Source organism: Allobosea rubneri (assembly GCF_032464875.1).
Lineage (GTDB): Bacteria > Pseudomonadota > Alphaproteobacteria > Rhizobiales > Beijerinckiaceae > Allobosea > Allobosea rubneri.
On the sequence record NZ_JAWDID010000002.1, the window covers coordinates 147,455 to 170,282 of the forward strand.

Sequence of the window (22,828 nt, forward strand, 5' to 3'; positions counted from 1 at the left end):
CTCAGCGCCGCTGCTCGGCGGCAGCCCAGGGGAAGAACACCCGCTCGGCCACGACGATGAGCTGGAACAGCACGATGCCGAGCAGGGCGAGGATCAGCATCGCGCCGAAGGCCACCGGCACCTTGAAGAAGGCCGTCGCCGAGGTGATGAGGTAGCCGAGCCCCTTTTCCGCGGCGACGAATTCACCGACCACGGCGCCGACCACCGAAAGCGCGATCGCCGATTTCAGGCCCGAGAATACGAACGGGATCGAATAGGGCAGGCGCACCCGCAGCAGCTCCTGCAGCTTGGTCGCCCGGCAGGAGCGGGCGAGCTCGACCAGCTCCGGCGGCACGGCGAGCAGGCCGGTCGTCATCGAGATCACCAGCGGGAAGAAGGCGACGAGGAAGGTCACGATCACGCGCGGCAGCTCGTTGGGGCCGAGTACGACGACGAGGATCGGCGCGATCGCGACCTTCGGCACAGACTGGGTCAACACCAGCAGCGGATAGATCGCATCGGCCGCCAGCCGCGAGGACGAGATCAGCACGGCGAGCGGGAAGCTGACCGCGATCGAGAGCAGGAAGCCGAAGAGCACGGTCCGGAGTGTCGCCAGCGTGTGCTCGCCAAGCGCCGGGCCCATCGCCGTCGTGTCCTGGAAGATCCGCGAGGGGGCTGGCAGCAGGTATTCGGGAATGGCGAAGGCCCGGACGCTGACCTCCCAGATCGCCATCAGCACGATGAGCGCGGCGAGCGGGATCAGGAATTCGCGGCTGGCTCCGAGCAGGCCCTGGACTTTAGTGTTCGACATCGAAGCGCGCTCCCTGCTCGCCGAAGATCAGTTCGCGGATGCGGCCGGCGCAGCGCTGGAATTCCGGATGGCCCGACATGGCGAAGTCGCGCGGACGCGGCAGGTCGACATCGATGATCTCGGCGATCCGCCCGGGGCGCGGCGACATCACCACGACCCGGTCCGCCAGAATTACTGCTTCGGGGATCGAATGGGTGACGAAGATGATGGTCTTGGGCGCGTTCGCCCAGATACGCAGCAGCTCGATCGTCATGATCTCGCGGGTCAGTGCGTCGAGCGCGCCGAACGGCTCGTCCATGAGCAGGATGCCGGGATCGTGGACCAGCGCCCGGCAGATCGCGGCGCGCTGCTGCATGCCGCCGGAAAGCTGGCGCGGCCGGTGATCGGCGAAATCGGCAATCCCCGCGACGGCCAGAAGGTCCTTGGCCCGCCGGCGCGCCGCGTCGTCGGCACGCCCCATGATGGTGGAGGGGAACATCACGTTTTCCATGATGGTCGCCCAGGGCAGCAGGGTCGGCGCCTGGAAGACGATGCCGGTGTCCTGCCGGGGGGCGGTGACCCGCTCCCCGTTGATGGTGATGCTGCCCTCGCTCGGCGGCACCAGGCCGGAGATCAGGCGCAGCAGCGTGGACTTGCCGCAGCCGGAAGGTCCGACGAGCGTGACGATCTCGCGGTCCCGGATCGAAAGGTCGATCCCGTCGAGCGCGCGCACGCCGCCGTTGCCGACCGACCCGAAGACCTGGCCGGCTCCGCTTATTTCAATCATCTCTGTTCTCCGGCGGCGGGCGTCTTGTCCGCGGCGTTCACTTCTTCGGCGGCAGGAAGGACATGTCGACCGCGGTCGCCGGGTCGGCCTTCGGGTCGAGGCTCTGCGCCTGGGCCACGACCTCATAGGTCTTGTTCAGGCGCTCCGCGGTGATGCCGCCGACGCCGGCATCCTTGGCATGGTCGGTGAAGATGAAGCCGAGCGTCGCCTTCAGGCTGCCGAGGCAGTCGTCGAGATCGACCTGCGGGATCGCCTTCACATGGGCCTCGCAGGTCGCCTGCGGATCCTTGCGGGCGGCCTCCCAGGATTCGGACGTCGCCTTCATGAAGTTCTTCAGCATCTCCGGGCGGTTCTTGATGTTCGCCTCGGTGGTGTGGAAGGCCAGCGAATAGATCGCGAAGCCGGCCTCGACGAAGGGCAGGAAGGCGAGCTCCTTGCCGGCCTTCTGGGCCTGCTTGTTCTGGTAGTAGAAGTTGGTCGAATAGGATGGGATGGCGTCGACCTTGCCGCTGATCAGCAGCGGGCCCATCGCCGAGCCGTCGACCGTCACCCATTCGATCTTGTTCGGATCGGTCTTGGCGGCGGCCGCCACGGCCGGGAAATAGAGCCGATGGCTGTTGCCGGGCGTGATCCCGATCTTCTTGCCTTCGAGGCCGGTGAAGGTGGTGATCCCGGAATCCTTGCGCACGAACAGCGAGTGCGGCGAGTGGGCGTAGACGGCGCCGATCATCTTCAGCGGCACGGAGCTGCGCTGCCGGGCCGTGAACAATGCGGAGATGTCGGCCATGCCGATCTCGGCGGCGCCGCCGGCGACCTTGCTCAGCGTGTCGCCAGAGCCGTTGCCCTTGCTGATCCGCAGCTCGATACCGTTGCGCTCATAGATGCCCGAGGCGATGCCGGCATAATAGGGCGCGTAGTCGCCCGTCGGAATCCAGTCGAGCATGAGATGGACCTTGTCCGCGGCGCGCGCGGCGCCGGGCAGGGCGGCAAGCGCGATGGCGGCGCTGAACACGGCGGTGAGAGCGCTCGACTTGGTCTTCGACATTGTGGTCGTCCTTTCTGGTTCCCCTTTCGACAGAAACAGCGGGGACGGCAATCGAATCAAATACCAATTTCGCTGCGGTACATAATCTCCGGTTATGGAATGGCTTCATGCGAGATGCGCATCGGGCGAGGAACGCCTCGTCGTGCCTCAGTCGAGCGCGGCGGAATCGGGCGGTGTCGGCACCATCTCCCTGAGATCGCGCACGAAACTGCGCGCCACGCGCGACAGGGGCTCGATCCGCGAGGACAGCAGGTGCGGCCGCGTCGTCGTCTTCGGCACCAGCGGGCGCGAGCGGATGTTCGGCCAGGCATTGTCGAGCAGGACGAACTCGTCGACGATCGCGATGCCGCCGCCGGCCTGGACGAGGCAGCAGGCATTCGGCGTGAAGCGCACCTGCGCATTGAAGCGGATCGGCTTCGGCGCGGCGCTGAGCGCCCGGTTGACGATCATGCCATAGGGCGTCTGCGAGCCGTAGCCGATCATCGGATAAGGGACGAGATCGGCCAGCTTCAGCACCCGGTTTGCGCCGAGTGGGTGCCCCTCCGGAAAGATCACGCGCAGGCGCCCTTCGGCGAGTTGTTCCGCCTTAACGCTGGCATCGTCGACGGCCATGGAGGTGATGGCGAGATCGGCGCGATGGCTGGCGATGCGCGCGATCAGGTCCGTCAGCGTCAGGATCTCGAATTCGACCCGCACATCCGGGTGGGATTGCCGGAAGCGCGCGATCGCCTTCGGCACCAGCATATGGCCGACGCTCGGACTCGCCAGCAGCCTGACCGAGCCGGCACTGCCGCGGCGCAGCTCCTCCGCCATCTCGTTGACCCGAGTGACGCCCTGATGGACCTGCTCGACCTCGGCGAAGAGCAGCCGCGCCTCCGGCGTCGGCTGGACGCGCCCCTTGACCCGCTCGAACAGCGTCAGGCCGAGCCGATCCTCGGTGTAGGAAAGCAGACGGCTGATCGCCGGCTGCGAAACCGAGAGCAGCCTTGCCGCCCCGCTGATCGAGCCTGTCGCCATGACCGCGCGAAACATCTCGATCTGCCGAAGATTCATCGCCATTGCGCATAACATCCGCTTATGTGTGAGCGGAGAAATAGCATATGCTTGTTCTGAAGGCACTCGGCTAGATTGCGGCCCGTTCGATCTGGCTGTTCCAGTTCCAAGGAGTCTTCCCCGATGTCGCGCCTTCTCACCGTCGCAGCGGCTCAACTCGGCCCCATTCATCGCGCCGATGATCGCGCTTCGGTCGTGCGCCGGATGATCGCGCTGATGGAGCAGGCAAAGGCGCGTGGCGCCGATTTCATCGTCTATCCCGAGCTCGCTTTGACCACCTTCTTCCCGCGCTGGTACTGCGAGGATCGTGCTGAGGCCGACCAATGGTTCGAGGCCGCGATGCCCGGGCCCGACACGCAGCCGCTCTTCAATGCCGCCCGCCGTCTCGGCATGGCCATGAGTTTCGGTTATGCCGAGCTGACGCCGGAAGGCCGCCATTTCAACAGCTCGATCCTGGTCGACCGGGCGGGCTCGATCGTCGGCAAGTACCGCAAGGTGCATCTGCCGGGTCATGCCGAGCTCGACCCGACCAGGGCGCACCAGCATCTCGAAAAGCGCTATTTCGAGCCCGGCGACCGGGGCTTCCCGGTCTGGAACTTCGAGGGCGGCCTCGTCGGCATGGCGATCTGCAATGACCGGCGCTGGCCCGAGACCTATCGCGTCATGGGTCTGCAGGGCGTCGAGATGGTCGTGCTCGGCTACAACACGCCGACCGTCAACGGCCATTCCAAGACCGAGACCCTGGCCGACCGCATGTTCCATCACCGCCTGTCGGTGCAGGCCGGCGCCTATCAGAATTCGACCTGGGTCGTCGCGGTCGCCAAGGCCGGCGTCGAGGACGGCTACCCGCTCTTCGGGGGCACGCTGATCGTCGGGCCGGATGGCAAGATCGTCGGCGAGCTCGACCATGACGACGACGGCGTGCTCGTCCATGGCTGCGACCTCGACGCCACCCGCTTCGGCAAGGAGACGATGTTCAACTTCGCGGCCCATCGCCGCGTCGAGCACTACGAGCTGATCACGGCGCGCACCGGTGTCGGCGAGCCGCTCGGCCGCGCGGAATAGCGCACCGGGCCTCGGCCCGCTGCCGCTCCGCATGGCCTGGCACGCCTCTCCGGACCATTTTGCAAGACCCGTCTCCAAAGAGGCCCGTGCAGCCGCACGGGCCTCTTTACGTTGCAGCCTCGGTCACGGCAGGGGGTAGGCGGGCGGCGGTGAGCGCCGCTTCGGGTCTGTGCCAATGCGTCGCGCGAGGTGTTTCGACCGTGGCTCAGGCGGTCACACTCCCTGGTATCGCCCGGCCTTCGGCTGGAATTGGCGCCTATCCGGGCGGAAGATCCCGCAGGGCATGCGATGAAGCACAGGCAAGCGCCCGTCCGTTAGATCGCCAGGGGAGCCAACCTCCGGATGAAGTCCGCCTGCGATTGAGATCCTGTTTTCGCGAGGATTTTCTTGACCTGAGATCTGACGGTTTCCCGGGAGATGCGGCGCTCGATCGCAACCTCGTTGACGGAAAGGCCTGCGAGTATCCGGTTGGCCACGGTCGCCTCGGCCGGCGTCAGATCGAACAGGCCGGTCAGAATTTCGGCGGATGGCGACGTTGACCGATCCAGCTTGGTGACGATGACGATGGCTGTGGCTCCATAGAACACGTCGGATGCTTCTCCCGGCAAGGGAAGAGCGTGGATCACGGCGGCGGAGCTGTCGGCCTGCGCGGGAACGGGGATGGAGTTCATCGTCGTGACGGATGCGCGGATCGCATGAAGCGCCTGCGCGAGGAGGCGGTTGCTTGCGACATCGGCCAAGGCGAGTTTCCCGTGAGCCAGGAAAACGACCTGCTCTTTCATCGCTTCGAATGCGGAATTCGCTGCGAGAATCCTGTCCTGGCCACTCAGAATGGCAGCGGGCATGCCTGCCTTGTCCAGCGTGTCGACGATGGCGCGGGCCCGTTGAAGCTGAAGGCGTATCGAGAGCGCCGCTGATCGCGCCATATGCGGCCAGAGCGCGTTCAATTGTGCAAGCTCCTCGGCCGAAACCGGTCCGTCCGCGAAGCGCCTTTCCAGATCGAACACCGCGAGATCGCCATTCGGCATCGGCAGGACGCTGCCGGCCGCATACCCCCAGCCATTTGGCAAAAGGAACTCCGTATAGACTGCGCTGCTCTCCCTTTCAGTGCGGCCATACAATTCATGAGTGCCGAAAAAGCCGTGACGCTTGGCCTCGATGCCCCGCTTCAAGCGAACATTGTCTTCCTGCGCCGCACGATTGGCCAGGAACGCGTCGAAAAAGCGCTTGCCTTCGTCAGAACCTGTCCAGCGCGTTATCCCGCGTGCCGTTGTCGTGAAGATGATGCCGCCGAAGCAGCCTGCCAACTCTGCGATGTCATGCAGAACGCCCGGCCATAATTCCGGCACGACCGCCGCTTCGTAAATGCGGTCTACGAGCGCTTCTCTATCCGACATTGAGCTGCCGCCCACGTAACATTCGCTCGGAATGGGCTCTTCTGCGCGGGTAAAGCCGGGTTTCGTCTCCCCGATCACGGCCTTGCCGGGAATGGGCGAAGGGGAGCCTCCCGGTGCAGCCGAAATCCTGGGCCATGCACGTGATTGCCACGAGCCATATCTCCGACGCCGCGGCGGGCGCGTGGAGCGTCACCACGGAATCGCCGAACCCGTTCGCATTCAGCATTCAACATTGCCCCAAGCCGCTCTTCGCTGATGCTGCACGTGGACGAATCCGTCAATTGTCACGCTCGTCTGGGAGACCGATCACGTCGTCATCGACATCCTCGCGCATGCATGCCTTCAGGAGGGCGCGCGTGCAGCAACAGTCAATGTCAGCCGCTTCCCGCGTCTGTCGACCGGCGCGGTCGAGAAGCGTCTGAAGCGGATTCGGGATAGTGATCCGCGGGCCGGCATCCTCGTCGTGACCGAAACCCTGTTCTCCATGGACAGCGATATTCCTGATATCGCCGCGCTCCAGGCTCTCTGCCGTCGCTACGACGCGACGCTGCTGGTCGATTGTGTCCATGATCTCGGAGCCCTCGGAGACCGCGGCCTCGGCGTCCTTCATGCGCAGGACATCGTCGGCAAGGTCGACATCCTGATGGGTTCGTTCTCGAAGACTTTCGCCTCGCCAGGAGGTTTCGTCGCTTGCAACGATCTTGGCCTGAAGTTCGCCCTGCGATCGAGCTGTGGACCATCGACCTTCACCAACGCGATGACGCCAATCCAGGCAGCCGTCAGCGACGCGGCACTTTCGATCATCGACAGCCAGGAAGGCAACGAGCGTCGGGCACGCCTGCTGGCGAACACGAGGCTGCTCCGAGACGGACTTTCCGCCGAGGGCTTCACTGTCATGGGGCAGCCCAGCGCGATCGTGCCTGTCGTCCTCGGCAATGCTTCGATCTCGCGGCCCATGACGAAATACGCGGCCGAGCAAGGTGGCATCGTCAATCTGGTCGAGTTCCCCGCTGTCGCCCGCAACGCCTGCCGTTGGCGCATGCAGGTGATGGCCGATCACACGGACAAGCATGTCCGGTCCATGGTCGAGATCGCGGTTTCGGCGAGGGCGCAGGCCGAAGCTCGTGAACGGGGGATGGACGCGTTGGAAGTCGAGGTCGTGGAACCGTGACCGACCGATCAGCCAAGGCGAAACGGATCACGCACAGCCTCGGAAGCCGAATTATCATCGCTTCGAAAGCTCCGGCTTATCCTTGCGACATTGAGCGCGATCGTGGGCGTGAACGTGCGGTTCGCGGCTCAGGCGGCAACGTCAATTTGACAGTCAAACCAGTCGGAAAATCCAGGTTCAGCCTTCAGAGATAACGAGCTTAATGGCCGTAAGCTCGGCCGCTCGCCACTCGTAGGTCGGAGCTCTCGGCGAACATGGTGGGCCGCAAGTCGCGCTAATCACGCAACTATCCCGTTGCCATTGGAAAATCACTGGTCATCCCGGGAAAGGCTGGTGCTGCGAGAGAGGATTGAACTCTCGACCTCTCCATTACCAATGGAGTGCTCTACCACTGAGCTACCGCAGCAGGATCGTGCCGTCTGCGCCGCGCCCTTGAAGGGCTTGCCGGCGCCGCGTCGTTCCGAAGCGGCGTCCTGATGCCACAAGCCCCGCCCCGACGCAACCTGTTCCGCGCATATCTCTGTGTCTGAAATTGAAGGGCGCTGGAATGCCGCGGGCGCAGAGGGGCGTCCTGCCTTCGGATGGGAGCACGGATCGTGCGGCCTTGGCGTGCGTCAATCCGGCAGCAGCAGGCGCTGGTCGATGCGGAACAGCCTTCCGTCGCCGAGGATATGGGCGGAAAGGCCTACGCCGAACAGCGGCCGGAAGGCCGCGTCACGGACATTGAGGCCGCCGGCATAGGCGCCCATGGCCGGCATGACGCAGCGCGCCGCGGAGAGCGCAAAGCAGCGCCGGCGCAGCGCCCGGCCGCGCATCCGGACCTTGGCGGCAGGGTGGAGATGGCCGGCGATCTCCGGAGTTGCCGTCGTGTGGCTGGGCTCATGCCGCAACGCGACACCGGATAGTTCGAGTTCGTCCAGTACCGCGCCGCCCATCGCAGCCGAGATCTGGGGGTCGTGGTTGCCGCTGATCCAGAGCCAGTCGCGGCCGGCCTGGAGCGCGCGCAGGCTCGCAAGGCAGCTATCGTCGATCCGCGCTTCGGCGCCGCGATCATGGAAGCTGTCGCCGAGCGCGATCACCCGCGCCGGCTGGTAGCGCGCAATCGCCGCACCCAGCAAAGCGAGCGTCGCGGCCGAATCATAGGGCGGCAGCAGGACGCCGCGGGCGGCATAGGCCGAGCCTTTCTCCAGATGCAGGTCGGCGACGACGAGCGTGCGCTCATCCGGCAGATAGAGCGCGCCCGAGAGATCGGGCACGAGCGCGAGCCGGCCGAGCATGAAGGCCTCGGCCACCGTCTGCGTCGCTTGCTTCGCCGCCAGGTTCACGCCATCGCCTCTTCGAGCATCTGCGCCTCCGCCTCGGCCAGGATCTCGTCGGCCGCCTCGCCACTGACCGCCTCGCGCCCGATTTCGAGCATGACCGAGACCGAGAGCGGCGAGACGTGATCGAGCGGCTGATGCACGATTCGCCCGCTGATCCGTGTCAGCATCTGACCCAGACGGCCGATATCGAGCAAGCCGGTCGCGGCATCGGCCCGCGCGGCGCGGAGCAGCACATGGTCGGGCTGGTGCCGGCGCAGTACGTCGTAGACGAGGTCGGTCGAGATCGTCACCTGCCGCCCGCTCTTCTCCTGGCCGGGAAAGCGACGCTCGATCAGCCCGCCGATCACGGCGCAGGAGCGGAAGGTGCGCTTCATCAGCGCCGATTCGGCCAGCCAGTCCTCGAGATCGTCGCCCAGCATGTCCTGCGCGAAGAGATCGTCCAGCGAGAGCGCCCCGCGCGCGATCGCTGCAGCCATGTCGCCGAGCGTCCAGACCGCGATGCCGTAATCGTTGCAGACGAAGCCGAGCGGCTTCAGCCGCGCCCGTTCCAGCCGGCGCGTCAGCAGCATGCCGAGCGTCTGGTGAGCGAGGCGGCCCTCGAACGGGTAGGCGACGAGGAAGAAGCGGCCCGCCCGCGGAAAGGTCTCGACCAAGAGCTCGCCCGGCTTGGGCAGGCGCGATTTCAGGCGCTGCGCATGCAGCCAGGACGAGACCTCGTCCGGCAGCTTCGCCCATTCCTTCGGCGAGGCGAGGATGGCGCGCACGCGCGCGGCGAGGAAGGTCGAGAGCGGAAACTTGCCGCCGGCATAGGAGGGGATCTTCGGGTCGGTGCCGGCGCTGGTGCGCGAGCAGACCACCTCGTTCTCGACGATGCCCTCGAAGCGCAGCACCTCGCCGGCGAAGATGAAGGTGTCGCCCGGCGTCATCGTCTCGGCGAAATACTCTTCCAGCTCGCCGAGCACGCGCCCGCCGCGGCTGAGCATGGGCTGGTTGCCGGGCCGCGCCGGCCTGGCCCGCCCGAGCCGGACCTTCAGCATGGTCGATTCGACGATGGTGCCGACATTCATCCGGTATTGCTGGATCACGCGGGCATTGCTGGCGCGATAGAGCCCGTCCTTGCTGCGCCGCAGCTTGGCGAAGCGCTCATAGCTCTTCAGCGCATAGCCGCCGGTCGCGACGAAATCGACGACGGCATCGAAATCGGCGCGGGCGAGATCGGCATAGGGCGAGGCCGTCAGGACCTCCTCGTAGAGTGCGTCGGGCTCGAAGCCGTCGGAGCAGGCGACCCCCAGCACATGCTGGGCGAGCACGTCGAGCGCGCCGATCCGTGGCGGCGGCGTGTCCTGCGCCGCCTCCGCCACCGCATCGAGCGCGGCGCGGCATTCGAGCAGTTCGAAGCGGTTCGACGGCACCAGCAGCGCCTGAGAGGGCTCGTCCATGCGGTGGTTGGAGCGGCCGATGCGCTGCATCAGGCGGCTCGCGCCCTTGGGCGCGCCGACATTGACGACGAGGTCGACATCGCCCCAGTCGATGCCGAGATCGAGCGTCGCGGTGCAGACGACGGCCTTGAGCTTGCCCGCCGCCATCGCCGCCTCGACCTTGCGGCGCTGGCCGACATCGAGCGAGCCGTGATGCAGCGCGATCGGCAGCGTCTCCTCGTTCACGCTCCACAGCGCCTGGAACATGAATTCGGCCTGCATGCGCGTGTTGACGAAGACGAGTGTCAGCTTGTGGGCCTGGATCGCCGCATAGATGTCGTCGACGGCATGAGCGGTGATGTGCCCCGCCAGCGGCAGCCGCCGCTTGGTGTGCATGATGCCGATCTCAGCCTTCGCACCGCCTTTGACGGTGACGAGGCCGGATGGCGTGCAGGCGCCGCCGAGATAGGCCTGCAGATCGGCCGGCTCGCGCACCGTCGCCGAGAGTCCGACCGCGCTCATCTGCGGCGCCAGCTCGCGCAGGCGGGCAAGATCGAGCGAGAGCAGGTCACCGCGCTTGGAGGTGACGAGCGCGTGCAATTCGTCGAGCACGACACGGCGCAGGCCGGCGAAGAACGGCTTGGCATCGCGATGCGAGACCAGCAGCGCCAGCTGTTCCGGCGTGGTCAGCAGGATGTCGGGCGGTCGCTCGATCTGGCGGGCGCGCTTGGCCGGCGAGGTGTCGCCGGTGCGGGTCTCGACCTTGACGGAGAGACCCATCTCGCGGATCGGGGTTTCGAGATTGCGGGCAATGTCGACCGCAAGCGCCTTCAGCGGCGAGACATAGAGCGTGTGCAGCCCCTCGCGCTCGCTACCGCGCTCGGTCAGCTCGACCAGCGAGGGAAGGAAGCCGGCGAGCGTCTTGCCGGCGCCGGTCGGTGCGACCAGCAGGGTCGAGCGCCCCGCCCGGGCCTCCTCCAGCAGTGCGAGCTGATGCGGCCGCACGTTCCAGCCGCGGCTGGCGAACCAGGCGGCGAAGGCAGGGGGAAGGGGAGAGGCGACCGCGTCCATGCGCCGACAGAGATAGGCTCTGCCGAACGAAATGGGAACATGCGGCGCGCCGTTTCCGGCAGCGGAAGGAGCCTCTGCACCGCCGTCATCCTGAGCCCCGGGATCCATCGCAAGGCTCCGGCGTTCTTCGATGGATCCGGGGGCAAGCCGGGGATGACCTCATGATCCTCGGAAGCAATCGGCTTCCGGTCGGCGGAAAGCGGCGTTCCTGCCTTTTTCGGGCAGATGCCCGGGCCTATCTTGAAGGACGATGACAAGAGCCTTCGGCAATCGGCCGCCGCTGCGGCCTTCGGAACTGCTGATTCCGACACCGGCCGGGCTCTACTGCCCGCCCGCCGACGTGTATATCGATCCGGTCCGCCCGGTTGCGCGGGCGCTGATCACCCATGGCCATTCCGACCATGCGCGCGCCGGCCATGGCGCGGTGCTGGCGACGCGTGAGACGCTGGCGATCATGGCGCTCCGCTATGGCGAGGCTTTCGCTGGCTCGCGGCAGGTGGCGGCGCCCGGCGGAACCACTCGGATCGGGGAGGTCGATTTCCGCTTCGTGCCGGCCGGGCATGTCCTCGGTTCGGCGCAGATCGTGGTCGAGCACAAAGGTCTGCGCATCGTGGTCTCCGGCGACTACAAGCGCGAGCGCGACCCGACCTGTGCGCCCTTCGAGCCGGTCGTCTGCGACGTCTTCATCACCGAGGCGACCTTCGGCCTGCCGGTGTTCCGCCATCCGCCGGCGAGCGCCGAGACCGCCAAGCTGCTCGATTCCGTCAGGCTCTTTCCCGAGCGCACCCACATCGTCGGCGCCTATTCGCTGGGGAAGGCGCAGCGATTGATGGCGCTGATCCGCGAGGCCGGCTACGAGCGGCCGCTCTTCATCCATGGCGCGGTCGAGAAGATCACCGAGCTCTACCAGGCCGAGGGTATCCCGCTCGGCGATGTCAGAAAGATCGAGCCCGGCGAGCGCAAGGCCGAGGGACGCAAGGCGCTGGCGGGTGAGATCGTCATCTGCCCACCGAGTGCCATCCAGGACCTCTGGTCGCGCCGCTTCCCCGATCCTGTCACCGCCTTCGCCTCGGGCTGGATGCGGGTCAGGGCGCGGGCGCGCCAGAAAGGCGTCGAGCTGCCGCTGATCATCTCCGACCATGCCGATTGGGACGATCTCCAGGAGACGATCCGCGAGGTCCAGGCCGGCGAGATCTGGATCACCCATGGCGAGGCCGAGGCGCTGGCGCATTGGTGCGGCACCGCCGGGCTCAAGGGCATGCCGCTGCATCTCGTCGGCTATGGCGACGAGGGGGAAGCCGAGCCGGAGGGAAAGCCGGCGGAGGTTGCTCCATGAACCGCTTCGCCTGGCTGCTCGACCGCCTGGCCTATGAGCCGCGCCGCAATGGCAAGCTCGCGCTGATCACCGATTATCTGCGCAACACGCCTGATCCCGATCGCGGCTATGCGCTGGCGGCGATGACCGGCGGCCTCGTCTTCCAGAACGCCAAGCCCGGCCTGATCCGCGCGCTGATCGCCGAGCGCACTGACCCCGTCCTTTTCGCGCTCTCCTATGACTATGTCGGCGATCTCTCGGAGACTGTCGCACTGATGTGGCCGGCCCGGCATGGCGCCAACGACGTGCCGCATCTGCCTGATGTCGTCGCCGGGCTGCAAAAGTCCGGCAAGACCGAGATGCCGCGCCTGATCGCCTCCTGGCTCGATGCGCTCGACGAGACCGGGCGCTGGGCCCTGCTCAAGCTGATCACCGGCGCCCTGCGCATCGGCGTCTCCGCTCGCCTCGCCAAGACCGCCGCCGCGAGCCTTGGCGGCATTCCCGCCGACGAGGTCGAGCAGGTCTGGCATGGGCTGGAGCCGCCCTATACCGCGCTCTTCGCCTGGCTGGAGGGCAGGGGCCCGCGTCCCGAGGCGACCGACCCGGCGCCATTCCGGCCGGTCATGCTCTCGCATGCCATCGAGGACGGCGATTTCGAAAAGCTCGACGCGGCCGAATTCGCCGCCGAATGGAAATGGGATGGCATTCGGGTCCAGGCCGTCGCCGGCGCGCGGCCCGATGGCAGCCGCACCGTCAGGCTCTATTCCCGCACCGGCGAGGAGATCGGCGGTGCCTTTCCTGATCTCACCGAAGCGCTGACGCAGGACGGCGCGCTCGACGGCGAGTTGCTGGTGATGCGCGATGGCGTCGTCCAGAGCTTCAACACGCTGCAGCAGCGGCTCAACCGCAAGGCGGTGACCGCAAAGATGCTGGCCGAATTCCCGGCCCATATCCGCGTCTACGACCTTCTCGCCGAGGGCGAGCAGGATCTGCGCGGCCTGCCCTATACGGAGCGGCGCGCCCGGCTCGAAGCCTTCCTCGGCAAGCTCGACAGCGCGCGCTTCGATCTTTCGCCGCGCATTCCCTTCGGCAGTTGGGAAGAGTTGACGGCGGCCCGCGCCGATCCCGTTTCCGCCGGAGCCGGAAACGACGCTGAAGCCGTCGAGGGCTGCATGCTCAAGCGGCTCGATTCGCCCTATCTGCCGGGCAGGCCGAAGGGCTACTGGTACAAATGGAAGCGCGATGCCCGGCTCATCGACTGCGTGCTGATGTATGCCCAGCGCGGCCACGGCAAGCGCTCCTCCTTCTATTCCGACTACACCTTCGGCGTCTGGCGGGTGGGCGAGGCGGGTGCGGACGAACTGGTGCCGGTCGGGAAGGCCTATTTCGGCTTCACCGATGAGGAGCTGATCGAGATCGATCGCTATGTCCGCAAAAACACGCTTAATCGTTTCGGCCCGGTGCGCGAGGTGACGCACAACCCGTCGAGCGGCCTCGTCTTCGAGGTCGCCTTCGAAGGGTTGCAGCGCTCGACGCGGCACAAATCCGGCATCGCCATGCGCTTTCCCCGGATCAGCCGCATCCGCTGGGACAAGCCGCCGGGCGAGGCTGACCGGATCGAGGCGCTGGAAGCGCTACTGCCGGCCGCGAGCTGAAAAAATGCGAGCCATGGCAGGTTGAAAGAGGCCGACTTACGACATTCGTCGACACTTGGGCATTGACAGCGCCGGAGCGTGGGCGCTTGAAATTTTAGCGGGCGCGAACGCGCCCGAGCCGGGGGGCGGCGCTGGAGATGGCTATGACGGGGCATCCGACACGGATCGTGATCGCGGACGATCACCCGCTGTTCCGCGGCGCCCTGCGCCAGGCGGTTTCGCATGCGCTGGCGGGGGCCGAGGTCAGCGAGGTCGGCTCGCTCGAGGCGTTGGGCCAGGCGCTGGCCGAGGCCGCCGATCTCGACCTGATCCTGCTCGATCTGACCATGCCCGGCGTGCAGGGCTTCTCCGGCCTGCTTTTCCTGCGCGCGGCCCATCCCGAGATTCCGGTCATCGTCGTCTCGGCCAATGACGACCCGGCGGTGATCCGCCGCTGCATCGAGTTCGGGGCGCTGGGCTTCCTGCCGAAGACCGCCGAGGTCGCGCAGATGGGCGAGGCGATCCGCGCCGTGCTCGATGGCGGCGTCTGGACCCCGCCCGGCGTCGATCTCTCCGCGCCGGTCGATCACGAGACCGCCGACATGGTCCGGCGCCTGGCGACGCTGACGCCGCAGCAGGTGCGCGTCCTGATGATGCTGTCGGAAGGGCTGCTCAACAAGCAGATCGCCTATGAACTCGGCGTCTCCGAGGCGACTGTCAAGGCGCATGTCTCGGCGATCCTGACCAAGCTCGACGTCGACAGCCGCACCCAGGCGGTGATCGCGGCCGCGAAGATCGCGGGGGCCGGCTGGGCTGCCGCGGGCGCTTCCGCGACGAGCTGAGGGCTCGAACCGAACGCGGCCTCATCCTGAGGAGCGATCGCAGATCGCGTCTCGAAGGATGTTCCAGCCGGTTCCAGAGCCTCCTGATGTATCCCTCGAGATGCCGCTACGCGGCTCCTCAGGATGAGGGCAGCAAAATGGACACGGATCAGTTGACGGCGAGGTTCAGGCCCGGTTCAAGCGTGGGCTGATTTATCTCGCAGGGTCGGTCCAGAGGAGATTACGGCATGGCCAATGGCGGCATCGAGCGCTTTCTCGGCGGCTCCGTTCTCAGCGTCCTCGTGCGCCTGCTGTTCATCTCGCTGCTGGTCGGCGCGGCGATGGCCTTTCTCGGCCTGTCGCCGGCGGGGCTTTATGAGAGTGCGCTGCGCTTCGTGCGCTCGCTCGGCAATCTCGGCTTCGGCGCGGTGCGCGAGGTCGGCGGCTGGGCCATCGCCGGCGCGCTGATCGTCGTGCCGCTCTGGCTGATCAGCCGGCTCTTCGCCTCGAAGCGGTAGGAACAGAGGCGGGGAGCGGAGCCGCCTTTGGCCCATTGCTGGTGTCTGGACCGTCTGCCTTCAGGCAGTGCAGTTGAGCGAGGAGCAGCATGGCGGCGCCCCTACTGATCTCAGCCATACTCCCTCAGAGCACGCCCGATCTGCACCCAAGCAATAGCTCGACGACCTTCGCGATCGATCCGGCCCGGCTCGTCGAGCGGTAGTGGACAAAGTAGGACTGCCCAGGGAAGCCGATCTCGGGGAGAACCGGACAGAAGATCGGCTTGCCCACATCGTTCTGGAACAGGTTGTAAGGGGCGACGATGGTCCCGATCCCGTCGCGGGCGCAGTGCAGTGCGATGAAGAGATGATCGAATAGGTGGCGGAAGCGGACATGCTCGCCGCGCAGCCCCGCACTGTTCAGCCAGTTGGGCCAGTCGGTCGGGCGTGTCACCGTGCCGATCATCTGGTGACGCAGCACGTCGCGCGCGCTTCTGACATCGGCCGTCTCCCGGAATGACGGCGTCGCCAGGAGGCGCATGTCCTCGTTCATCAGCACGAACTTCTCGAAGCTCTGCAGACGTCGATCGAGCCCGCGATCGCGCGTGATGACGATGTCCCCCAGCGGGCCATCATAGCTCTGATTGGTCATCCGGGTCGCCAGCGAGATCTCGGTATCGGGCGCGCGCGCCTCGAACTCCTTCAGCCGTGGCAGCAGCCAGTACATCGCGAAGGTGGTCGGCGCCTCGATCGTCACGACATGGCGCTTGCCGGTGCCGGCGATGTCGCTGCAGGCCGACATCATCTCAGTGAGCGAATGGCCGATCCGCGAAGCGAGCAGTTCGCCCGTCGGGGTCAGCACGAGCTGGCGGCCCTGCCGACTGAACAGGTCCTGTCCCAGCCATTGCTCGAGCTTGCCGATCTGCCGGCTGATGGCGCCATGGGTCACGCCGAGTTCGTCGGCTGCGCGGCCGAGGCTGGTCCATTGAGCCGCGGCGGCAAAGGCACGCAGGGCCGAGAGCGGCAATTCGCGAGGTTTCATCTCATGTGACTCTAGCGCACAGATAGGTGAGTTATTATCGATTTTTTCGCGCGATCTAAGCCCCTATCGTCACCCCATCGCCTGGAACGAAGGAATGGCTGGCATGACGATGGGGACCAACGCAGAGATCAGGGTCAACGGCCGCAGCTACCGCAGGCCGACCGTTCCGACCGTCGTGATCTGCTTCGACGGCTGCGATCCGCGCTACATTGCGCATGGCCTGGAAGCGAACCTGCTCCCCAATATCTCGCGGGTCATTTCGCAGGGCTTCTATGCCATCGCCGATGCCGCGATGCCGACCTTCACCAACCCCAACAACATGTCGATCGTCGCCGGCGCTCCGCCGAAAGTGCACGGAATCGCCGGCAACTATTATCTCGACCGGGCGACCGGCAAGGAGGTGATGATCACCGACGCCTCGCTGGTCGCCTCGGGCACGATCCTGGCTGCGCTTGCCGATGCCGGGGCGCGCGTCGCGGCGATTACCGCCAAGGACAAGCTGCGCAAGATGCTAGGCAGCGGCCTGAAGGGGATCTGCTTCTCCTCGGAACGCGCCGGCGAGGCCACTCTCGCGGAGAACGGCATAGAGAATGTCGAGGCGCTCGTCGGACGCAAGGCCCCCGACATGTACAGCCCCGACCTCTCTCTTTTCGTGCTCGATGCCGGCATCAAGCTGCTCGAAGCCGGGCGCGCCGACCTGCTCTATCTTTCGCTCTCCGACATGGTGCAGCACGCAGCCGCACCGGGTGATGCGCTGGCCGATCAGTTCAACCGCGATGTCGACCAGCGCGTCGGCCGCCTGCTCGAGCTCGACGCAGTCGTCGGCATCGTCGCCGACCACGGCATGACCGATAAGAGCGGGCCCGACGGCCGGCCCCAGGTGGTCTATCTCGAAACCCTGCTGAACCAGCAGTTCGGCGCCGGCTCGGCCCGGGTGATCTGCCCGATCACCGACCCCTTCGTGAAGCATCACGGCGCGCTCGGCTCGTTCGTGCGGGTCTACGCCACCAGCGACACGCCGGCGGATGTGCTGATGGACGCGGCTGCCCGCATCCCGGGGGTCGGTCTGGTGCTCGACGGCGTCAGCGCCGCCGGGCGCTTCGAGATGCCGCTGGAGCGCGAGGGCGATTTCGTCGCGATCGGCGACACCCATACTGTGATCGGCTCGCGTCCCGACGAGCACGACCTGACCGGTCTCAACGGCCACAAGCTGCGCTCGCATGGCGGGCTCTCGGAGCAGCCCGTGCCATTCATGCTCTCGCGCCCGCTCAGCGCCGAATACCAGGCGCGCGTCGGTGCCCAACGCCTGCGCAACTTCGACATCTTCGATTTTGCGCTGAACGGCACGGCCTGACCGTGCCGGCAGACCTTATCTGCAACCCTGAACTCGCGGCGGCTGACCCGACCGGCGCGAGCGGAAGGACTACGCGTTTCGACTTCTGAACGTCTGCTTGATTCAACGACAACAAGAACAAGGCGGGAAAAAAGAAAATAAAACCAACATGGTAGGAGGAAACACATGAAGCGTAGAGATTTTCTGATCGGCTCGTGCCTTGCGCCGGTCGTTCTGTCTGCGTCCGTCAACGCCCAGCAGAAGCGGACACTTTCGATCGTGACCTCCCTGCCGAAGGAGCTCTCCTCGGCTTACAAGGCAGCCTTCGAAAAGCTCAATCCGGACATCAACGTCGAGGTCCAGCAGCGCGGCACCCAGGCCGCCGTCACCTATCTGCGCGAGACGCGGGCGAAGAGCGCAACCGACATCTTCTGGGCCTCGGCGCCCGATGCCTTCGAGGTGCTCAAGGGCGAGGGCCTTCTGGCCAAGTTCGTGCCGGCCGACACCGGCGTGCCGGCCAAGATCGGCGATTATCCGATCAATGATCCGGAAGGCTATTATGCCGGTTTCGCGCTCTCCGGCGCGGCTATCATGTGGAACTCGCGCTATGTCCGGGCCAACAACCTGCCGGCCGTGAAGGGCTGGAACGACCTGGCCCTTCCGGTGATGTTCGACCATGTCGCGATGGCGATGCCCTCGCGTTCCGGCTCCACCCATCTGACGGTCGAAACCATCCTGCAGGCGCGAGGCTGGAAGGATGGCTGGGCGCTGCTGAAGTCGGTCTGCGGCAACATGCGGCTGATTACCGAGCGCTCCTTCGGCGTGCCGGACGGCGTGACTTCCGGACAGTTCGGTTTTGGCGTGGTGCTCGACTACCAGGCCCTGGCTGCGCGCGGCGCCGGCTTCCCGGTCGAGTTCGTGCACCCGAGCGATACAACGATCGTGCCCTCCAACATCGGCGTCGTGAAGGACGGGCCAAACCGTGCCGCGGCGCAGAAGTTCATCGAATTCATGCTGTCGCCGGACGGTCAGGCGATCCTGTTCGAGCCGACGGTCGGCCGCCTGCCGGTGCGCCCTGATTCCTACAAGAAGGCGCCCACCGGAACGCCGAACCCCTTTGCGATCGAATGGGGCGGTGGTGGCGGCTTCAAGTTCGACGTGGACCGTTCCGAGAAGCGCTACGCCATCGTCGACGTGGTTTTCGACCAGCTCATCAGCTTCCAGCTTCAGCCGCTGAAGAACGTCACCAAGACCTTGCATGCCGTCGATGCCAAGCTCGCCAAACGGCCGAATGCCGAAGCCGCGACGCTGGCCGCGCAGGCGCGCGAGGCCATCGCCCTGATGCCGTTCGACGAGAAGGAGGCGCAATCGGCCGAGTTCGCCGAGGCCTTCCACGGCTCCAACGAGAAGAAGAAGGGCCCGCGCCAGGCGGAGCTGGAGCAGAAATGGGCGAGCTTCGCCCGCGACAACTACGCGAAGGCGCAGCAACTGGCCGACAAGGCCGCCCAGCTGGCCGGCTGACCCATGCGAAAGGCGGCTCCGGCAGGCGCCGGAGCCGCCCTTCCAGATCGAGTGGCGTAGGGGACAAGGCTCATAATGTCGTCGATTACCAAGACCGACCTGGCCGACCGGCCGGGATTCGCCGTCCGGCTGGGCGGCGTCGCATTCGGGCAATACGCTGCGGCCGGGCTGATCGCGCTGTTCCTGCTTGCCTTCCTCGTCGTCCCGGTGCTGACCGTGATCGTGGCTGCGTTCCAGGACAAGCACAGCGGCGCCTTCACGCTGATCAATGTCTACGACTTCCTGCGCAACGAGCTGTTTCTCCGCTCGTTCTGGAATTCGCTCTACGTCTCCCTGATGTCCGTGCTCTGGGCGACGGTGCTGGCGCTGCCGCTGGCCTACATCACGACGCGCTTCGCCTTCCGTGGCGCTGTGATGATCCAGACCCTCGGCATCATTCCACTGATCATGCCGCCCTTCGCCGGCGCCATCGCAATGCAGCTCCTGTTCGGGCGCAACGGCACGGTCAATCTGCTGCTGGGAGACTGGTTCGGCATCAACATCCCGCTGATGGAGGGCCTCAACGGCGTTATCTTCGTCCAGGCGGTGCACTATTTCCCGTTCATCCTGATCAACCTTTCGACGTCCCTGCGCAATATCGACCGGGCGATGGAGGAGGCGGCGCAGAATCTTGGCGCGCATGGATTCCGGCTGTTCCGGAAGGTGGTGTTCCCTCTGGCCATGCCGGGCTACATCGCCGGCGCCTCCCTGGTGTTCGTCAAGGTCTTCGACGATCTGGCGACGCCGCTGCTGCTCAACGTCCAGGACATGCTGGCGCCGCAGGCTTTCCTGCGGATCACCTCGATCGGCATTGCCGACCCGATCGGCTACGTCATCGCCGTCGTCCTGATCGTCTTCTCGGTGTTCGCGCTCTGGCTGGCCTCCTTCGCGACGCGGGGCAAGGACTACGCCACCATCCAGCGCGGCGGTGGCGGCCTCTCCAAGCGGCAGATGACGCGGCTCGACGCGGTCTTCGCCTATGGCGTGATCGGCTTCATCCTGGCGATCGTGCTCGCCCCGCATCTCGGCCTGTTGCTGCTGTCCTTCGCGACGATCTGGTCCTATGCGCCGCTGCCCGACGGCTTCACCTTCGCGCACTATCGCACGATCTTCGGTGAATCCTCGCAGCTCATCACCAACACGCTGATCTATGCCACGCTGGCCGGGATCATCGGCGTCTGCCTCGGCACGGCCATCTCCTACCTCGTCGCGCGAACCAAGGTGATCGGCGCCCGCTGGCTCGACTTCATCGCCATGTCAGCGCTCGCCGTGCCCGGGGTTGTCCTCGGCATGGGCTATCTGCGCACCTACTACGCGATCGAACTGCCCTGGGGCGGATCGCTGGCGGCGTTCTGGGGCATGATCGCCATCGCGCTCGGCGTGCGCCGTCTGCCTTACGCCCTCAGGGCCTGCAGCGCCGCCCTGCAACAAGTGTCCGTCTCTCTCGAGGAGGCGGCGGAGAATGTCGGCGCGACCAAGGCCCGAACGATCCGACGGGTGGTGGTGCCGCTGATGACCGGCGGCATCGTCGCCGGCTTCGTCACCAGCTTCGCGACCGCTGCGGTCGAGCTGTCCGCAACCATGATGCTGGTGCAGTCGACGGCCGATGCGCCGCTCGCCTACGGGCTCTACGTCTTCATGCAGTCGCCTGCCGGCCGCGGCGCTGGCGCCGCGCTCGGCGTGCTCGCCGTCGTTATCGTCGGCGTCTGCACCTACCTCAGCCATGTCTACCTCGAGCGGCGCTCGGCTCCGAGCCGGCGCGAGGAGGGGGCGTGATGGCTGCGCCGACCGCCCGTTCCCTTGTTCCCGATGTCCCATCGCCGGAGGTTTAGGCGCCATGACACATATCGACGCGAGCGGGCTCAAGACCGCCGGCATTTCGATCCGCAAGGTCAATCTGTCCTATGGCTCGTTGCAGGTCCTGAAGAACGTCGACCTTGAGATCCAGCCCGGCGAGTTCTTCGCCTTCCTGGGTCCATCGGGCTGCGGCAAGACCACGCTGCTGCGGGTGATCGCGGGCTTCAACACGCCGCAGAGCGGCAGCGTCACGGTTGGTGGGCGCGAGGTTCTGTCCCTGCCGCCCTGGAAGCGCGATGTCGGCATGGTCTTCCAGTCCTATGCCCTCTGGCCGCATATGAGCGTGCGCAAGAACGTCGCCTTCGGGCTAGAAGAGCGCAGGCTGCCCAAGGACGAGATCGGGCGCCGCGTCGACAAGGCTTTGGAACTGGTCGGCCTCGGCCATCTCGGCTCGCGCCGGCCCTCGGAGCTCTCCGGCGGCCAGCAGCAGCGTGTCGCGCTGGCGCGGACCATCGCGATCGAGCCGACGGTGCTGCTGCTCGACGAGCCGCTGTCCAATCTCGATGCGAGCCTGCGCGTGCAGGTGCGGCGCGACCTGCTGGCGATGCAGCGCCGGCTCGGCCTCACCACCATCTTCGTCACCCACGACCAAGAGGAGGCGAACACGATCTGCGACCGTATCGCCGTGATGAAGGATGGCGTGATCCAACAGGTCGGGACGCCGATGGCGCTCTACGACAACCCGGTCAATCTCTTCGTCGCCAGCTTCCTCGGAACGGCGAACATCCTCGACGGGGCGATGCGGACGAATGGCCGCGAGCAGGTCTTCGAACTGCCCTGCGGCAGCCGGTTCCCGGTGCCCGACGAGCACCGCAACGGCGCCAAACTGTTCTTCCGGCCGCAAAATGCGCGGCTGGCGCTCGCCGCAGACCAGGCCGAGACGGCCAGCGTGCGGGTCAAGGGCAAGGTGTCCCACAAGGAATTCCTGGGAGCCTCGGTGCGCTATGGCATCCGGACGGAGGGAGGCGAGGTTTTCGCCGACATCCCTCATGCCCGCGGGGAGGCGCATCTGCCGGACGAGCACATCGTCGGCGTCGACGTGCCCCTGAGCCGGGTCAACTATCTGCCCGCCTAGCGAGATCCTCCCCTGGTCGCGCCCGCTGGATCGGGGGCGGGGCCGGCGTGCGTCCGAGCGCTCAATAAAGTGAGGTGGATCTGCCGTCACGCCGATCCGCTCGTCATCTGGAGAGATGCAATGGCTATTTCGAAGGCACTCAACGTCAACGGCAAAAGGGAAACGCTCACCGTCGACGATCCCGACATGCCGCTGCTCTACGCGCTGCGCGACAACCTCGCCTTGCGCGGCCCGCGCTTCGGCTGCGGAATGGCGCAATGCGGCTCCTGCACCGTGCAGGTCGACGGCGAGGCGGTGCGCTCCTGCGTCGTGCCGCTGTCCTCGCTCACCGCCGAGCAGAAGGTCGTGACGCTCGAGGGCCTGGGCACGCCCGAAAAGCCGCACCCGGTGCAGCGCGCCTTCATCGAGGAGCAGGCGGCACAGTGCGGCTACTGCATCAACGGCATGATCATGAAATCCGCCGCCTTCCTCAGCAAGAACACGCGGCCGACCGAAGCCGAGGTCAAGGAAGCACTGAAGGACAATCTCTGCCGCTGCGGCACGCATACCCGCATCGTCAAGGCCGTCCTGCGCGCCGCCAGCAACGGGTGAGGAGA

19 protein-coding genes and 1 tRNA gene are annotated in these 22,828 nt (G+C 66.1%); 11 read left to right on the top strand and 9 right to left on the bottom strand.

Annotated features, from left to right (window positions below; translation table 11 throughout):
* Position 1: 1 nt before the first annotated feature.
* From RKE40_RS02110 to RKE40_RS02125, 4 genes are all read right to left on the bottom strand, one after another.
* Entirely contained in the window at positions 2–790 is a 789-nt protein-coding gene (locus RKE40_RS02110; protein WP_316016597.1) for an ABC transporter permease, read from the bottom strand.
* Positions 777–1,556, bottom strand: a complete 780-nt coding sequence (locus RKE40_RS02115; RefSeq protein ID WP_316016598.1) for an ABC transporter ATP-binding protein — start codon at positions 1,554–1,556, stop codon at positions 777–779. Before RKE40_RS02115 ends, RKE40_RS02110 begins: the two co-directional genes overlap by 14 nt.
* 37 nt (positions 1,557–1,593) lie before the next feature.
* The gene (locus tag RKE40_RS02120) at positions 1,594–2,601 is read right to left on the bottom strand and encodes an ABC transporter substrate-binding protein (protein WP_316016599.1); all 1,008 of its coding nucleotides are present in this window, start codon (positions 2,599–2,601) and stop codon (positions 1,594–1,596) included.
* 147 nt (positions 2,602–2,748) lie between these two features.
* A complete protein-coding gene (locus RKE40_RS02125) occupies positions 2,749–3,660 on the bottom strand; it encodes a LysR family transcriptional regulator (RefSeq protein ID WP_316016600.1) in 912 nt (303 codons plus the stop codon).
* Positions 3,661–3,777: 117 nt separating this feature from the next.
* Between RKE40_RS02125 and RKE40_RS02130 the strand changes: the two genes are divergently transcribed.
* On the top strand, positions 3,778–4,719 hold the full coding sequence (locus RKE40_RS02130) for an N-carbamoyl-D-amino-acid hydrolase (RefSeq protein ID WP_316016601.1): 942 nt from the start codon (positions 3,778–3,780) through the stop codon (positions 4,717–4,719).
* A 314-nt stretch (positions 4,720–5,033) separates the two neighbouring features.
* Here RKE40_RS02130 and RKE40_RS02135 read toward each other — a convergent pair whose 3' ends face one another.
* Positions 5,034–6,194, bottom strand: coding sequence for a helix-turn-helix transcriptional regulator (locus RKE40_RS02135; RefSeq protein ID WP_316016602.1), 1,161 nt, complete (start codon positions 6,192–6,194; stop codon positions 5,034–5,036).
* A gap of 202 nt (positions 6,195–6,396) precedes the next feature.
* On the opposite strand from RKE40_RS02135, the gene RKE40_RS02140 reads away from it, so the two are divergent.
* Positions 6,397–7,287, top strand: coding sequence for an aminotransferase class I/II-fold pyridoxal phosphate-dependent enzyme (locus RKE40_RS02140; RefSeq protein ID WP_316016719.1), 891 nt, complete (start codon positions 6,397–6,399; stop codon positions 7,285–7,287).
* 331 nt (positions 7,288–7,618) lie between these two features.
* On the opposite strand, the gene RKE40_RS02145 is transcribed toward RKE40_RS02140, so the two are convergent.
* From RKE40_RS02145 to RKE40_RS02155, 3 genes are all read right to left on the bottom strand, one after another.
* Positions 7,619–7,693, bottom strand: a tRNA-Thr gene (locus tag RKE40_RS02145).
* A gap of 208 nt (positions 7,694–7,901) precedes the next feature.
* Positions 7,902–8,564, bottom strand: coding sequence for a ligase-associated DNA damage response endonuclease PdeM (pdeM, locus tag RKE40_RS02150; protein WP_316016720.1), 663 nt, complete (start codon positions 8,562–8,564; stop codon positions 7,902–7,904).
* A 44-nt stretch (positions 8,565–8,608) separates the two neighbouring features.
* A complete protein-coding gene (locus RKE40_RS02155; protein ID WP_316016721.1) occupies positions 8,609–11,098 on the bottom strand; it encodes a ligase-associated DNA damage response DEXH box helicase in 2,490 nt (829 codons plus the stop codon).
* 250 nt (positions 11,099–11,348) lie between these two features.
* Between RKE40_RS02155 and RKE40_RS02160 the strand changes: the two genes are divergently transcribed.
* From RKE40_RS02160 to RKE40_RS02175, 4 genes are all read left to right on the top strand, one after another.
* A complete protein-coding gene (locus tag RKE40_RS02160) occupies positions 11,349–12,434 on the top strand; it encodes a ligase-associated DNA damage response exonuclease (protein WP_316016603.1) in 1,086 nt (361 codons plus the stop codon).
* Positions 12,431–14,068 carry a cisplatin damage response ATP-dependent DNA ligase gene (locus RKE40_RS02165; protein ID WP_316016604.1) on the top strand — a complete coding sequence of 546 codons (1,638 nt, stop codon included), beginning with the start codon at positions 12,431–12,433 and terminating at the stop codon, positions 14,066–14,068. The genes RKE40_RS02160 and RKE40_RS02165 overlap by 4 nt, the downstream gene beginning before the upstream one ends.
* 143 nt (positions 14,069–14,211) lie before the next feature.
* The gene (locus RKE40_RS02170) at positions 14,212–14,889 is read left to right on the top strand and encodes a response regulator (RefSeq protein WP_066467715.1); all 678 of its coding nucleotides are present in this window, start codon (positions 14,212–14,214) and stop codon (positions 14,887–14,889) included.
* 227 nt (positions 14,890–15,116) lie between these two features.
* The gene (locus RKE40_RS02175; RefSeq protein WP_316016605.1) at positions 15,117–15,386 is read left to right on the top strand and encodes a DUF6460 domain-containing protein; all 270 of its coding nucleotides are present in this window, start codon (positions 15,117–15,119) and stop codon (positions 15,384–15,386) included.
* Between the two features lie 124 nt (positions 15,387–15,510).
* Here the strand turns inward: RKE40_RS02175 and RKE40_RS02180 are convergent, their stop codons facing one another.
* Complete coding sequence (locus RKE40_RS02180; protein WP_316016606.1) at positions 15,511–16,407, bottom strand: LysR family transcriptional regulator; 897 nt, start codon at positions 16,405–16,407, stop codon at positions 15,511–15,513.
* 109 nt (positions 16,408–16,516) lie between these two features.
* Here RKE40_RS02180 and phnA point away from each other — a divergent pair, with 109 nt between their 5' ends.
* The 5 genes from phnA to RKE40_RS02205 all read left to right on the top strand — a co-directional run bounded on the left by phnA (position 16,517) and on the right by RKE40_RS02205 (position 22,823).
* Positions 16,517–17,761 carry a phosphonoacetate hydrolase gene (phnA, locus tag RKE40_RS02185; protein ID WP_390893191.1) on the top strand — a complete coding sequence of 415 codons (1,245 nt, stop codon included), beginning with the start codon at positions 16,517–16,519 and terminating at the stop codon, positions 17,759–17,761.
* A 165-nt stretch (positions 17,762–17,926) separates the two neighbouring features.
* Positions 17,927–19,261 (top strand): ABC transporter substrate-binding protein, encoded by a 1,335-nt coding sequence (locus RKE40_RS02190; RefSeq protein ID WP_316016608.1) that lies wholly within the window; start codon positions 17,927–17,929, stop codon positions 19,259–19,261.
* Positions 19,262–19,336: 75 nt separating this feature from the next.
* Positions 19,337–21,076 (top strand): ABC transporter permease, encoded by a 1,740-nt coding sequence (locus tag RKE40_RS02195; protein ID WP_316016609.1) that lies wholly within the window; start codon positions 19,337–19,339, stop codon positions 21,074–21,076.
* Positions 21,077–21,137: 61 nt separating this feature from the next.
* The gene (locus RKE40_RS02200) at positions 21,138–22,232 is read left to right on the top strand and encodes an ABC transporter ATP-binding protein (protein ID WP_316016610.1); all 1,095 of its coding nucleotides are present in this window, start codon (positions 21,138–21,140) and stop codon (positions 22,230–22,232) included.
* A 120-nt stretch (positions 22,233–22,352) separates the two neighbouring features.
* Positions 22,353–22,823 carry a (2Fe-2S)-binding protein gene (locus tag RKE40_RS02205; RefSeq protein WP_316016611.1) on the top strand — a complete coding sequence of 157 codons (471 nt, stop codon included), beginning with the start codon at positions 22,353–22,355 and terminating at the stop codon, positions 22,821–22,823.
* The last annotated feature ends 5 nt before the right edge of the window (positions 22,824–22,828 follow it).

Excerpts from the sequence above, each read along its gene's own strand:
- RKE40_RS02110 (WP_316016597.1), bottom strand. The coding sequence starts at position 790 with ATGTCGAACACTAAAGTCCAGGGCCTGCTCGGAGCCAGCCGCGAATTC.
- RKE40_RS02115 (WP_316016598.1), bottom strand. The coding sequence starts at position 1,556 with ATGATTGAAATAAGCGGAGCCGGCCAGGTCTTCGGGTCGGTCGGCAAC.
- RKE40_RS02120 (WP_316016599.1), bottom strand. The coding sequence starts at position 2,601 with ATGTCGAAGACCAAGTCGAGCGCTCTCACCGCCGTGTTCAGCGCCGCC.
- RKE40_RS02125 (WP_316016600.1), bottom strand. The coding sequence starts at position 3,660 with ATGGCGATGAATCTTCGGCAGATCGAGATGTTTCGCGCGGTCATGGCG.
- RKE40_RS02130 (WP_316016601.1), top strand. The coding sequence starts at position 3,778 with ATGTCGCGCCTTCTCACCGTCGCAGCGGCTCAACTCGGCCCCATTCAT.
- pdeM (WP_316016720.1), bottom strand. The coding sequence starts at position 8,564 with ATGCTCGGCCGGCTCGCGCTCGTGCCCGATCTCTCGGGCGCGCTCTAT.
- RKE40_RS02155 (WP_316016721.1), bottom strand. The coding sequence starts at position 11,098 with ATGGACGCGGTCGCCTCTCCCCTTCCCCCTGCCTTCGCCGCCTGGTTC.
- RKE40_RS02160 (WP_316016603.1), top strand. The coding sequence starts at position 11,349 with ATGACAAGAGCCTTCGGCAATCGGCCGCCGCTGCGGCCTTCGGAACTG.
- RKE40_RS02165 (WP_316016604.1), top strand. The coding sequence starts at position 12,431 with ATGAACCGCTTCGCCTGGCTGCTCGACCGCCTGGCCTATGAGCCGCGC.
- RKE40_RS02170 (WP_066467715.1), top strand. The coding sequence starts at position 14,212 with ATGACGGGGCATCCGACACGGATCGTGATCGCGGACGATCACCCGCTG.
- RKE40_RS02175 (WP_316016605.1), top strand. The coding sequence starts at position 15,117 with ATGGCCAATGGCGGCATCGAGCGCTTTCTCGGCGGCTCCGTTCTCAGC.
- RKE40_RS02180 (WP_316016606.1), bottom strand. The coding sequence starts at position 16,407 with ATGAAACCTCGCGAATTGCCGCTCTCGGCCCTGCGTGCCTTTGCCGCC.
- phnA (WP_390893191.1), top strand. The coding sequence starts at position 16,517 with ATGGGGACCAACGCAGAGATCAGGGTCAACGGCCGCAGCTACCGCAGG.
- RKE40_RS02190 (WP_316016608.1), top strand. The coding sequence starts at position 17,927 with ATGAAGCGTAGAGATTTTCTGATCGGCTCGTGCCTTGCGCCGGTCGTT.
- RKE40_RS02195 (WP_316016609.1), top strand. The coding sequence starts at position 19,337 with ATGTCGTCGATTACCAAGACCGACCTGGCCGACCGGCCGGGATTCGCC.
- RKE40_RS02200 (WP_316016610.1), top strand. The coding sequence starts at position 21,138 with ATGACACATATCGACGCGAGCGGGCTCAAGACCGCCGGCATTTCGATC.
- RKE40_RS02205 (WP_316016611.1), top strand. The coding sequence starts at position 22,353 with ATGGCTATTTCGAAGGCACTCAACGTCAACGGCAAAAGGGAAACGCTC.